Origin of the sequence: Pseudomonas bohemica (genome assembly GCF_002934685.1) — a bacterium.
In the GTDB taxonomy this organism is placed as follows: Bacteria; Pseudomonadota; Gammaproteobacteria; order Pseudomonadales; family Pseudomonadaceae; genus Aquipseudomonas; species Aquipseudomonas bohemica.
Window position 1 is genome coordinate 106247 of the sequence record NZ_NKHL01000108.1, and the last position, 12319, is coordinate 118565.

At 63.2% G+C, this 12319-nt stretch carries 12 protein-coding genes and 1 riboswitch; of the genes, 11 read left to right on the forward strand and 1 reads right to left on the reverse strand.

Annotation, left to right across the window (positions count from 1 at the left end; all coding sequences use genetic code 11):
- Nucleotides 1-12: 12 nt before the first annotated feature.
- Nucleotides 13-1353 (reverse strand): PQQ-dependent sugar dehydrogenase, encoded by a 1341-nt coding sequence (locus CE491_RS14535; RefSeq protein ID WP_110949017.1) that lies wholly within the window; start codon nt 1351-1353, stop codon nt 13-15.
- A gap of 122 nt (nt 1354-1475) precedes the next feature.
- A riboswitch (cobalamin riboswitch) is annotated at nt 1476-1695 on the forward strand.
- 104 nt (nt 1696-1799) lie between these two features.
- Between CE491_RS14535 and cobO the strand changes: the two genes are divergently transcribed.
- The 11 genes from cobO (at nt 1800) to CE491_RS14590 (ending at nt 12088) form a co-directional block, all read left to right on the forward strand.
- Nucleotides 1800-2411 (forward strand): cob(I)yrinic acid a,c-diamide adenosyltransferase, encoded by a 612-nt coding sequence (gene cobO, locus CE491_RS14540; protein WP_110949018.1) that lies wholly within the window; start codon nt 1800-1802, stop codon nt 2409-2411.
- A gap of 10 nt (nt 2412-2421) precedes the next feature.
- Nucleotides 2422-3717: a cobyrinate a,c-diamide synthase gene (locus CE491_RS14545; RefSeq protein WP_110949019.1), complete on the forward strand. Its 1296-nt coding sequence runs from the start codon at nt 2422-2424 to the stop codon at nt 3715-3717.
- 174 nt (nt 3718-3891) lie between these two features.
- The gene (gene bluB / locus CE491_RS14550; protein ID WP_110949020.1) at nt 3892-4542 is read left to right on the forward strand and encodes a 5,6-dimethylbenzimidazole synthase; all 651 of its coding nucleotides are present in this window, start codon (nt 3892-3894) and stop codon (nt 4540-4542) included.
- Nucleotides 4539-5447 carry an adenosylcobinamide-phosphate synthase CbiB gene (gene cbiB / locus CE491_RS14555; RefSeq protein ID WP_110949021.1) on the forward strand — a complete coding sequence of 303 codons (909 nt, stop codon included), beginning with the start codon at nt 4539-4541 and terminating at the stop codon, nt 5445-5447. Before bluB ends, cbiB begins: the two co-directional genes overlap by 4 nt.
- Nucleotides 5440-6444: a threonine-phosphate decarboxylase CobD gene (gene cobD, locus CE491_RS14560; RefSeq protein ID WP_110949022.1), complete on the forward strand. Its 1005-nt coding sequence runs from the start codon at nt 5440-5442 to the stop codon at nt 6442-6444. The genes cbiB and cobD overlap by 8 nt, the downstream gene beginning before the upstream one ends.
- Nucleotides 6441-7919, forward strand: coding sequence for a cobyric acid synthase (locus CE491_RS14565; protein WP_110949023.1), 1479 nt, complete (start codon nt 6441-6443; stop codon nt 7917-7919). Before cobD ends, CE491_RS14565 begins: the two co-directional genes overlap by 4 nt.
- Nucleotides 7919-8440 carry a bifunctional adenosylcobinamide kinase/adenosylcobinamide-phosphate guanylyltransferase gene (gene cobU / locus CE491_RS14570; protein ID WP_110949024.1) on the forward strand — a complete coding sequence of 174 codons (522 nt, stop codon included), beginning with the start codon at nt 7919-7921 and terminating at the stop codon, nt 8438-8440. The genes CE491_RS14565 and cobU overlap by 1 nt, the downstream gene beginning before the upstream one ends.
- Nucleotides 8437-9489 (forward strand): nicotinate-nucleotide--dimethylbenzimidazole phosphoribosyltransferase, encoded by a 1053-nt coding sequence (cobT, locus tag CE491_RS14575; RefSeq protein WP_110949025.1) that lies wholly within the window; start codon nt 8437-8439, stop codon nt 9487-9489. The genes cobU and cobT overlap by 4 nt, the downstream gene beginning before the upstream one ends.
- Nucleotides 9486-10058, forward strand: coding sequence for an alpha-ribazole phosphatase family protein (gene cobC, locus CE491_RS14580; protein WP_110949026.1), 573 nt, complete (start codon nt 9486-9488; stop codon nt 10056-10058). The genes cobT and cobC overlap by 4 nt, the downstream gene beginning before the upstream one ends.
- Entirely contained in the window at nt 10059-10790 is a 732-nt protein-coding gene (locus tag CE491_RS14585; protein ID WP_110949027.1) for an adenosylcobinamide-GDP ribazoletransferase, read from the forward strand. It abuts the gene before it with no gap.
- An 89-nt stretch (nt 10791-10879) separates the two neighbouring features.
- Complete coding sequence (locus CE491_RS14590) at nt 10880-12088, forward strand: MFS transporter (RefSeq protein ID WP_110949028.1); 1209 nt, start codon at nt 10880-10882, stop codon at nt 12086-12088.
- The last annotated feature ends 231 nt before the right edge of the window (nt 12089-12319 follow it).

The following is a 12319-nucleotide window of genomic DNA, read 5'->3' on the forward strand; positions in this document are numbered from 1 at the left end:
TCCTACAGATGCTCATTGCGAGGAAGTCTGCGCCGTCCGCGCTGCCGTAACTCGCCAGATCTTGTTGCCGACATCGTCGGCCACCAACACCCCACCTCTGTTGTCGTTGACCACTCCAACCGGGCGGCCTTGTGCTTTTTCATCGGCGTTGAGGAATCCGCTCAACAGGTCTACCGGCGTGCCGCTGGGTTTGCCGTCCTTGAACGGCACGAACAACACCTTGTAGCCGCTGTGGGGATTGCGGTTCCAGGAGCCGTGCTGACCCACGAACAACCCTTCATTGAACGGCGCAGGCAAGGATTTGCCGTCGGCGAACGCCAGGCCCAGGGAGGCAGTGTGCGGGCCGACGGCGAAGTCCGGAGCGATGGCCTTCTGCACCAGTTCCGGATTTTGTGGCGAGACGCGAATGTCCACATGCTGCCCGTAGTAACTAAACGGCCAACCACAAAACGCGCCGTCCTGAACTGAAGTCACGTAGTCGGGCACCAGATCGCTGCCGATTTCGTCACGCTCATTCACCGCTGTCCACAGTTTGCCGGTGCTCGGGTCCCAGTCCATGCCGTTGGGGTTGCGCAGGCCGGAGGCGAATATCCGGTGATTGCCTGTCGCAGCGTCCACCTCCCAGATGGCCGCCCGGCCTTTTTCCGCATCCAGACCGTTTTCACCGGCGTTACTGTTGGAACCCACCGTGACGTACAGCTTGCTACCGTCCTTGCTGGCGATGACGTTTTTGGTCCAGTGGTGATTGATCGTGCCGCCGGGGAGGTCGGTGACTTTCAGCGGCTCACCCTTGATCGAGGTTTCGCCCGACGTGTAGTTGAAGCGCAACAGGCGGTCGGTGTCGGCGACATAGAAGTCATTGCCCACCAGCGTCATGCCTAACGGCGAATTCATATGATCGATGAACACGGTGCGGGTTTCTGCGACGCCATCGTGATCTTGATCGCGCAGCAAGGTGATGCGGTTGGCGCTCGGCACCCCGGCGCCGGCGCGGCCCATGACTTTCTTCATGACCCAGCCCTTGATGCCTTTGCTGTCATCGGGTTTGGGTGGTGCGTTGGTTTCGGCCACCAGAACATCGCCGTTGGGCAGCACATAGAGCCAGCGCGGGTGGTCGAGGTTTTCTGCGAAAGCGGCGACTTGCGTGCCAGGCGCGGCAGTGGGTTTGGCGCCTGCGGGCCAGCCGACTGCCGGGGCGATGTTGACGGTGGGAATCAGCGTCTTGTTCGGTTCCGGCAGCTGGGGCGACGGTCCCATGCCGTCCGAGACCTGCAACCTTGAAGATTCGCCGCACGCCGCGAGCCCGCCGGCGAGCAACAGCAACACCACAACCTGGGGTTTTAGCTTGAACATGATCGAACTCCCTTCCTGGCAGTCATGCAATCGCATGTCTATGAGTAGAGGTCGTTCACAGGTGTCGGTTCAACCTCAGAACAGTGGCCGCTTCGATTGACGCTGTGGGGTCAACCCACTAACCTTCGCCGATTGTTTCAGGTGCCCGCGGCCACGGCCGATCAACAGGGTGAAACAGGGAAGCCGGTGCGAGCGCGTTTGCGATCAATCCCGGCGCTGCCTCCGCAACGGTAAATGAGTCAAGGCCCCGCACGATGCCACTGTGTTCCTCGAACATGGGAAGGCGCGCGGCTTGTGTACCAGCTCATGAGTCCGGAGACCGGCCTGATCCATTCAACAGCATCACGGAGGGCGATGCTCTGCGCAGGCTCGGGCCATTCAGCTCGGCGCCTGCTGTCAGTCTTTGCCTTCCGTTTGCCACACCTGCCCTCAAGCGGAGAGCCCGGATGAGCGAATCCCCCGAACGTGACGAACGCCACCTGGCGCGCATGCAGCGCAAAAAGGCGGTGATGGACGAACGCATTGCCAGCGCGCCCAACGAGTGCGGCTTGCTGCTGGTCCTGACCGGCAACGGCAAAGGCAAGAGCAGCTCGGCCTTCGGCATGCTTGCGCGGGCCATGGGGCACGGCATGCAATGCGGCGTCGTGCAGTTCATCAAGGGCCGCAATGCCACCGGCGAGGAACTGTTCTTCCGCCGCTTTGCCGATCAGGTGCGTTATCACGTCATGGGCGAGGGGTTTACCTGGGAAACTCAAGACCGTCAGCGCGACATCGCCGCCGCCGAAGCCGCGTGGGTGGTGACTCAGGCGTTGCTGCGCAATCCCGAGATCGGTCTGGTGATCCTCGACGAACTGAACATCGCCCTCAAGCACGGCTATCTGGATCTTGAGCAGGTGCTCAGCGATCTGCAGGCGCGTCCGCCGATGCAGCATGTGGTTATCACCGGACGCGGCGCCAAACAGGAGCTGATCGACTTGTCCGATACCGTGTCCGAGATCGGCGTGATCAAGCACGCGTTTCAAGCCGGGATCAAGGCGCAGAAGGGTATCGAATTGTGAGTGAGCGTTCATGAGCCAGCCTCGGTACTGCCCGGCGGTGTTGATCGCCGCGCCCGCCTCCGGCCAGGGCAAGACTACCGTCACGGCTGCACTGGCGCGTCTGCACCGCAACCAGGGGCGCAAGGTTCGGGTATTCAAATGCGGGCCGGATTTTCTCGACCCGATGATTCTTGAACGCGCCAGCGGCAACCCGGTTTATCAGTTGGACATGTGGATGGTCGGCGAAGACGAGAGCCGTCGGCTGCTGTGGGAAGCCGCCGCCGATGCCGACCTGATCCTGATCGAAGGCGTCATGGGCCTGTTCGACGGCACGCCTTCGAGTGCCGATCTGGCGCGGCGTTTCGGCGTACCCGTGCTGGGCGTGATCGACGGCACTGCGATGGCCCAGACCTTCGGCGCACTGGCCTTGGGCCTGGCACGTTATCAACCCGATCTGCCATTTGCCGGCGTGCTGGCCAATCGGGTCGGCACCGTGCGTCATGCGCAGTTGCTCGAAGGCAGCCTGACAGAGGGCTTACGCTGGTATGGCGCGTTGTCGCGGGAAACCGGTATCGAGTTGCCGAGCCGCCATCTGGGGTTGGTGCAGGCCAGTGAGCTCAATGACCTGGACGTGCGGCTCGATGCGGCGGCGGCAGCACTGGCCAGCACCTGCGACGCCACCTTGCCGCCTGCCGTGACCTTCGAAGCGCCGGACATCGTATCCGCCGAGCCTTTGCTTGAAGGCGTGCGCATCGCCGTCGCTCATGACGAAGCTTTCGCGTTTACCTACGGCGCCAGTCTGGATCTGCTGCGGCAGATGGGCGCCGAGTTGCTGTTCTTTTCTCCGATTCGGGATCAGCAATTGCCCGATGCGCACAGCCTGTACCTGCCCGGTGGCTACCCTGAACTGCATCATGTGGCGCTGGGCCAGAACCAGTCGATGCTGCAGGCCATTCGCGCCCATCACACGGCTGGCAAACCGCTGCTGGCCGAATGCGGCGGGATGCTCTATCTGCTGGATGCCTTGACTGACGTCGATGGCCAGCGCGCCGAGCTGGTGGGCCTGTTCAAGGGCGAAGCGGTGATGCACAAGCGCCTGGCCGCGTTGGCCTTGCAGTCTGTGGCATTGCCGGAGGGTACATTGCGTGGACACACTTATCATCATTCATTGACCAGCACCGAACTGACGCCGATCGCCCGTGGCGTCAGCCCCAACGGTGGGCGTGGCGCCGAGGCGGTGTATCGGGAAGGGCGAATGACCGCATCCTACGTACACTTCTATTTCCCATCCAATCCACGGGCGATGGCGGCGCTGTTTTTGCCATGAATACGTATTTGTGTCTGGCACCAACGCGGGCCCGTGGGAGTGAGCTTGCTCACGAAGGGGCCGGTCCATTCGAACCATTTTTAGCGTCTGCAATGGCCTCTTCGCGAGCAAGCTCGCCCCCACAGGGTAATCGGCGCCTGAAAGTTCTGCGTTTTCTTGCCTGTTGGGGCAATCATGACTGACCGCACCTTCAGCGAAGCCGAGCGCGCTGCCGTCTATCGGGCCATTGCCGAGCGCCGGGACATGCGTCATTTCAGCGGCGGCTCGCTGGCGCCCGAGCTGCTGGCGCGGTTACTGGAAGCCGCGCATCACGCGCCCAGCGTCGGGCTGATGCAGCCATGGCGCTTCATTCGGATCAGCGACCGTCAGTTGCGTGGCCAGATTCAGGCGCAGGTGGAAGAGGAACGGATTCGCACCGCCGATGCCCTCGGCGAGCGTTCCAATGACTTCATGAAACTCAAGGTCGAAGGCATCAACGATTGCGCCGAGGTGCTGGTCGCCGCGCTGATGGACGACCGCGAGAAGCACATCTTCGGACGTCGAACCTTGCCGGAAATGGACATCGCATCGTTGTCTTGCGCCATTCAGAACCTGTGGCTGGCGGCCCGTGCCGAGGGCTTGGGGATGGGCTGGGTATCGCTGTTCGAGCCTCAGGCACTGGCCGATCTGCTGCAGATGCCAACCGGTTCTAAGCCCTTGGCAATTCTGTGCCTGGGGCCGGTCAAGGAATTCTATCCGGCGCCGATGCTGGTACTGGAAGGCTGGGCGCAGGCGCGGCCCCTGCAAGAGCTGGTCTTTGAGAACACATGGGGAGTGAATTCATGAGCGTGGCGTTATTGAGCGTTGCCGGGGTTGCGCTGGATGCGCTGCTCGGCGAGCCAAAACGAAACCACCCGCTGGTGGCGTTCGGCCGATATGCCGAGCGCATCGAGCAACGTTTCAACGCCAGCGGCCGCGGCTGGCGCAGTCACGGCGTCACGGCCTGGTTCATCGCGGTCATTCCGCTGACCCTGCTGGTGACTTTTTTCAGCTGGCTGCCCTACGTCGGTTGGCTGGTGGAAGTGGCGACGCTGTATTGCGCGCTTGGGCTGCGCAGCCTGGGGGAGCACGTCCAGCCGGTGGCGCAGGCCCTGCGCAGTGATGATCTTGCCGAGGCTCGCCAACGCGTCGGCTATCTGGTCAGTCGCCGGACCTCGGACCTGGACGCCACCGAAGTCGCCCGCGCCGCTACTGAGTCGGTGCTGGAAAACGGCAGCGACGCGGTGTTCGCCGCGATCTTCTGGTTCGTCGTACTGGGTGCGCCGGGTGTGGTGTTCTATCGCCTGAGCAATACGCTGGACGCCATGTGGGGCTATCGCAACGAGCGTTTCGAGCGTTTCGGTTGGGCCGCAGCCAAAATCGACGACCTGCTTAACTACATTCCCGCGCGTCTCGTGGCGTTGACCTACGCGCTGCTGGGCAAAACCCGACTGGCCCTGCGTTGCTGGCGCACACAGGGGCCGAAATGGGACAGTCCCAACGCAGGCCCGGTGATGGCCGCGGGCGCAGGTGCGCTGGGTGTCGAACTGGGCGGGGCGGCGATCTATCACGGCGAGTTGCATCAACGTTCGCAACTGGGCGAGGGCGCACCTGCCGATGCGAATTCCATCGATCGTGGCTGGCAACTGGTGCAGCGCGGCGTGTGGCTGTGGCTGCTGATCCTATGTCTGGGGACTGAGTTCTATGCTTGAGCACGGCGGTCGATTGCGTGGAGCGGTGGCCAGATACGGCATCGATGAGGCGGATTGGCTCGACCTGTCCAGTGGCATCGCGCCCTGGCCGTGGCCGATCCCGCCAATCCCGGTGTCGGCGTGGGCGCGTCTGCCGGAAACCGATGACGGTCTGGAGAGCGCGGCTCGGTTGTATTACGGGGCTGCGGATCTGCTGCCAGTGGCCGGATCCCAGGCGGCGATTCAGGCGCTGCCGCGTTTGCGTCAGGCGGGCAAGGTCGGCGTGCTGTCGCCGTGTTATGCCGAACACGCCGAAGCCTGGCGCAGTAATGGCTTTCTGGTGCGCGAAGTGCTGGAGCATGAGGTCGAGCGTTTCATCGATGTACTCGACGTGCTGGTGGTGGTCAACCCCAACAATCCCACGGGCCTGAGCCTGACCCCCGGACGCCTTCTGGAATGGCACGCTCGACTGGCCCAGCGCGGCGGCTGGCTGGTGGTGGACGAAGCGTTCATGGACAACACGCCGCATCTTAGCCTTGCCGCCGAGACCCAACGCCCTGGTGTGATCGTTCTGCGCTCGTTCGGCAAGTTCTTTGGTCTGGCGGGTGTGCGGCTGGGGTTCGTACTGGCCGAGTCGCGTTTTCTCAAGGTGTTGGCCAGACAGATCGGGCCTTGGTCGGTTAGTGGCCCTACACGCATTCTCGGCCGGGTCTGTCTTGACGATTTTGAAGGCCATCGACTGCAGCGCGCGCGCACGGAAGCCGCCAGCGAGCGCCTGCTTGCGTTGCTGACCCGCTACGGCTTCGCTCCACAGGGCGGCTGCGCGCTGTTTCAATGGCTGATCACGCCCCAGGCCGCCGAGCTGCACGAATTCTGCGCCCGGCGCGGGATTCTGCTGCGCATCTTTCTGAACAACGCGCTGCACAACAACAGCCTGCGTTTCGGCCTGCCGCGCGATGAAGCCGATTGGCAGCGCCTGGACCAGGCGTTGAGTGAATTTTCTCGGGAGCGTGCATGAATACTCTAGCTACCGGCAGAACCCTGATGGTGCAGGGGACTACCTCGGATGCAGGCAAGAGCACCCTGGTGACTGCGCTGTGCCGCTGGCTGACGCGACAGGGCGTGCGCACGGTGCCGTTCAAACCTCAGAACATGGCACTTAACAGCGCGGTGACCGCTGACGGTGGCGAGATCGGGCGCGCGCAGGCGGTACAGGCCCAGGCGTGTGGCCTGGAGCCGCACACCGACATGAACCCGGTACTGCTAAAACCCAACAGCGACACCGGCGCGCAGGTGATCATTCACGGTCGCGCGGTGACGACCATGAACGCCGTCGCCTATCACGACTACAAGGCCATCGCCATGCAAGCGGTGCTCGCCTCCCACCAACGGCTGAGCGCGGGCTGGCGGGTAGTGATGGTTGAGGGAGCCGGCTCCCCCGCGGAAATCAATCTGCGCGCGGGCGACATCGCCAACATGGGCTTCGCCGAAGCGGTGGATTGCCCGGTGTTGCTGGTGGCCGATATCAATCGTGGCGGCGTTTTCGCGCATCTGGTCGGCACCCTGGAGCTGCTTTCGCCCAGCGAACAGGCGCGCGTGAAGGGCTTCATCATCAACCGTTTTCGCGGCGACATCGCCTTGCTGCAGCCGGGCCTGGACTGGCTCGAACAGCGCACCGGTAAACCGGTGGTCGGCGTGTTGCCCTACGTAATGGACCTGCATCTGGAAGCCGAGGACGGCCTCGATCAACGTCAGACCGACAAGGCCGAGCAAGTCCTCAATGTGGTAGTGCCGGTGCTGCCGCGCATCAGCAACCACACCGATTTCGATCCGCTGCGTTTGCATCCGCAGGTCAATCTGCAATTCATCGGGCCGGGCCAGACAATTCCCTCTGCCGATCTGATCATCTTGCCGGGCTCCAAGAGCGTGCGCAGTGATTTGACCTACCTGCGCAACAGCGGCTGGGACACGGCCATCAGTCGTCATCTGCGTTACGGCGGCAAGGTGTTGGGCATCTGTGGCGGGCTGCAGATGTTGGGTGAAACATTGCACGACCCGCTGGGCCTTGAAGGTGCCGCAGGTTCAAGTCCGGGGTTGGGGTTGCTGGCAATCAGCACCGTACTGGAAGAAGAAAAACAGCTGCGTAACGTGCGTGGCCGACTGAATCTGGAAGACGCCGAGATCACAGGCTACGAGATTCATGTGGGCGTGACCACCGGGCCAGCGCTGGAAAACCCTCTGGTGCAGCTCAGCGATGGCCGCTGCGACGGCGCGCAAAGTGCTGACGGCCAAGTGCTCGGTACCTATCTGCACGGGCTGTTCGAAAACCCGGCCTCCAGCAGCGCCTTGTTGCGCTGGGCTGGTTTGCAGAACGTGCAGCAGGTCGATTACCACGCCCTGCGCGAACGCGACATCGAGCGGCTGGCCGATCTGGTGGAGCAACATCTGAACGGCAGGCTACTGCGTGAACTCTGCGGCCTGGAGCCAACCTGATGCAGCAATTGATCCTCGGCGGTGCGCGCTCCGGCAAGAGTCGGCTGGCTGAAAAATTGGCTGACGAAAGCGGGCTGGAGGTGATTTATATCGCTACCAGTCAACCGCTGGACGGGGAGATGAATCAACGCGTGGCGATGCATCGTCAGCGTCGTCCGGACAGCTGGGGACTGGTCGAAGAACCGCTCGAACTGGCCCGTGTATTGAAAGAAAACGCAGGGACCGATCGCTGCCTCTTGGTGGACTGCCTGACGCTATGGCTGACCAATCTGCTGATGCTGGACGATCCGCAGCGACTGGCGCAGGAGCGCGATGCCTTACTCGACTGCCTGGCGCAATTGCCCGGACACATCATATTCGTCAGCAACGAAACCGGGCTGGGCGTCGTGCCCCTCGGCGAGCTGACCCGTCGTTACGTCGATGAGGCCGGCTGGCTGCATCAGACGCTGGCCGAGCGTTGCCAGCGCGTGGTGTTCACCGTCGCCGGACTGCCCATGACCCTCAAAGGATCCGCACTATGAGTAATGCCTGGTGGCTCAACCCTACCCATGAAATAAATGAAGAAAGTCGCGAGCAGGCGTTGGCCCGGCAGCAGCAGCTGACCAAGCCAACCGGTTCACTGGGCCAGCTGGAAGCGGTTGCGGTGCAGCTGGCCGGTTTGCAGGGGCGGGTCAAACCCAAGGTCGATAAGGTCTGGATCGCGATTTTCGCCGGTGATCACGGCGTGGTCGCCCAAGGGGTTTCGGCGTATCCCCAGGAAGTCACCGGACAGATGCTGCACAACTTCATCATGGGCGGCGCGGCGATCAGTGTGTTGGCCAAACAGCTCTCGGCGCAGTTGGACGTCGTCGATCTGGGCACCGTTTCGCCGCTGAATCTGCCGGGTGTGCGTCACCTGAACCTCGGTGCTGGCACAGCCAACTTTGCCAACGGCCCGGCGATGACCCAAGCGCAACTGGAAGGCGCTCTGGCGGGCGGGCGCGACAGCGTGCTGCGGGCCAAGGCGGCAGGCACTGAGCTGTTCATCGGTGGCGAAATGGGCATCGGCAATACCACGGTGGCCAGCGCACTCGCGTGCTCGTTGCTCAACTGCCCAGCGCCGTTGCTGGTCGGTCCCGGCACTGGGCTGGATGCGCAGGGCATCAATCACAAGGCTCAGGTCATCGAGCAGGCGCTGCAACTGCACGCAGCTCAATCCGGCGATGCGTTGGGCAGCCTGCGTGCGTTGGGCGGGTTTGAAGTGGCGGCGCTGGTGGGCGCTTATCTGGCCTGTGCCCAGGAAGGGATGGCCGCGCTGGTGGACGGTTTCATCTGCACGGTGGCGGCGCTGGTCGCGGTGCGGCTCAACCCGTGTTGCCGCCAATGGTTGCTCTTCGGCCATCGTGGGGCCGAGCCGGGGCATCGTCATGTGCTGGAAACCCTGGAGGCCGATCCGCTGCTGGATCTGGGGCTGCGGCTGGGCGAGGGCAGTGGTGCGGCATTGGCGGTGCCGTTGTTGCGCCTGGCCTGTGAGCTGCACAACGGCATGGCGACCTTCGCCGAAGCAGCGGTGGCGGATCGCCCGGCATGACCTTGCGTCTGGACCTGCTGCGCCACGGCGAAACCGAACGCGGTGGCGGCCTGCGCGGCAGTCTGGACGATGCCTTGACCTCCCTCGGTTGGCAGCAGATGCGCGACGCGGTAGCGAACCCCGCGGCGTGGCAGCGTATTGCCAGCTCGCCCCTGCAACGCTGTGCGCGATTTGCCGAGCAGCTGTCGTCGCAATTGTCGCTGCCGATGAGCCTGGAGCCCGATCTGCAGGAGCTGCATTTCGGCGATTGGGAGGGCGTCAGTACTGCGCAGTTAATGGAAACCGATGCCGAAGGGCTAGGGCGTTTTTGGGAAAACCCCTACACCTTTACGCCGCCCAACGGCGAGCCGGTGTCGGCGTTTTCCGAACGGGTGTGTGGCGCTGTCCTGCGTCTTCAGCAAAAGCACGATGGTGAGCGGATTCTGCTGATCAGTCATGGCGGGGTAATGCGGCTGTTGCTGGCTCAGGCCCGCGGGCTGCCCCGTGAGCAATTGCTGCAAGTGGTCGTCGGGCATGGCGGCTTGTTCGGGCTGAATGTCGACGCGGATTGCGCGCTGACGGAGGTGTAGATGCTGCCGTTCTGGATCGCCCTGCAGTTTCTCAGCAGTCTGCCGATTCGACTGCCGGGCATGCCCGCGCCTCAAGCGATGGGGCGTTCGCTGCTGTTTTATCCGTTGGTGGGCGTGCTGTTCGGTTCGATCCTGATGGCCTTGCATCTCTTGCTCGACGGCGCGCCGCAGTTGCTGCACGCCGCACTATTGCTGGCGGCCTGGGTGCTGCTCAGTGGCGGACTGCATCTGGATGGCCTGGCCGACAGCGCCGACGCCTGGCTCGGCGGTTACGGCGACCGCGAACGGACTCTGACGATCATGAAGGACCCCCGCAGTGGGCCGATTGCTGTGGTGACGCTGGTGATCGTGCTGGTGCTGAAATTCACGGCGATCGTCGCGCTGATCGATGGACATCACAGCATTGCTCTGTTGTTGGCGCCCGTTATTGGCCGCGCCGCGATGCTGGGGTTGTTCCTCGATACGCCTTACGTCCGCGCCGGAGGTTTGGGGCAGGCGCTGGCCGATCATCTGCCGCGAGCGCTGGGCGTGCAGGTGCTGGGCCTGACGGCGCTTGGCTGCGTGCTGGTGTCCGGCTGGGCTGGCGTTTGGGCATTGCTGGTCGGTACGGCGGGTTTTTTCTGGCTGCGTCGATTGATGTTGCAGCGTTTGGGCGGCAGCACTGGCGACACGGCAGGGGCGATGTTGGAGCTGCTGGAAATGACGGTGTTGGTCACGCTGGCGCTGGTTTGACACACCTGTATCCCCGCGCGTAGCTTCCCTGATTCTGATTTGCTGGCATATATGTCCAATTCTGCGCGCGTGATTTCGGGAGAATGAAAATGACATCGGTCTGGCGTACCAGCGGCTGGGTTTTGTTGGGCAGCGCGCTGATTCTGGCGTTGTCGCTGGGTACCCGGCATGGCTTCGGCTTGTTCCTACCGCCGATGAGCGCGCAGTTCGGCTGGGGCAGGGAGGTGTTCGCGTTCGCCATTGCGTTGCAGAACCTGATCTGGGGCCTGGCGCAACCGTTCACAGGAGCTCTGGCTGATCGTTTCGGTGCGGCCAAGGTGGTGTTTGTCGGTGGGATTCTATATGCGGTCGGGCTGGCATTAATGAGCATGGCCGATTCGCCTGCCACGCTGTCCCTGAGCGCCGGGCTGCTGATCGGCATCGGCCTTTCCGGCACGACCTTCTCGATCATCCTCGGTGTGGTCGGGCGTGCCTTGCCGCCGGAGAAACGCAGCATGGGCATGGGTCTGGCCAGCGCGGCGGGCTCGTTCGGTCAGTTTGCCATGTTGCCGGGGACGCTGGGCCTGATCGGCTGGCTGGGATGGTCCATGGCGCTGGTTGCGTTGGGGGTGCTGGTGGCATTCATCCTGCCGTTGGTGGCCATGCTCAAGGACAAACCCGTCCCCGTCACCGCTGGCGAGCAGACGCTGCGCGAAGCGCTCCACGAGGCCTGTGCCCATTCGGGCTTCTGGCTGCTGGCGTTCGGTTTCTTCGTCTGCGGCTTTCAGGTGGTGTTCATCGGCGTGCACCTGCCTGCGTATCTCGTGGACCAGCATCTGCCTGCCGTCGTCGGCACCAGCGTGTTGGCGCTGATCGGGCTGTTCAATGTCTTCGGCACTTATATAGCAGGCTGGCTCGGGGGACGGATGTCCAAGCCGCGTCTGCTCACCGGGCTCTATCTGTTGCGCGCGGTGGTGATCGTGCTGTTTCTCTGGGCGCCGCTGACCCAGACCACGGCGTATCTGTTCGGGATCGCCATGGGGCTGCTCTGGCTGTCCACGGTGCCACTGACCAACGGCACCGTGGCGACACTGTTCGGGGTGCGCAACCTGTCGATGCTCGGCGGTATCGTTTTCCTGTTCCACCAATTGGGCGCGTTTCTCGGCGGCTGGCTGGGCGGCGTGGTGTATGACCGTACCGGCAGTTACGACCTGATCTGGTACATCTCGATTGCCTTGAGTCTGATGGCCGCAGCGCTGAACTGGCCAGTGCGCGAACGACCCGTGGCGCGCCTGCAAATGCAACCGGTGGCACCGTGACCCGCATCTTCTGCTGGTTCGCGGGTACCGCCTTGCTGGCGATGCTGCTGGTCCTGGCCTGGTGGGGCTGGCACCGCGTCGGGCTCGGCGCTCTGCAACTGGGGATGGTCTGCTAGGGTTCGGGTGGCTCGGCATCGGCTGCGGCAGGGAGTAGCGTGTGAACGATACCTAACACCCGACGGTTATTCGTGGCGGCGCTGACGTTGTCCTGCCGTTAGGCAGAACCATAAA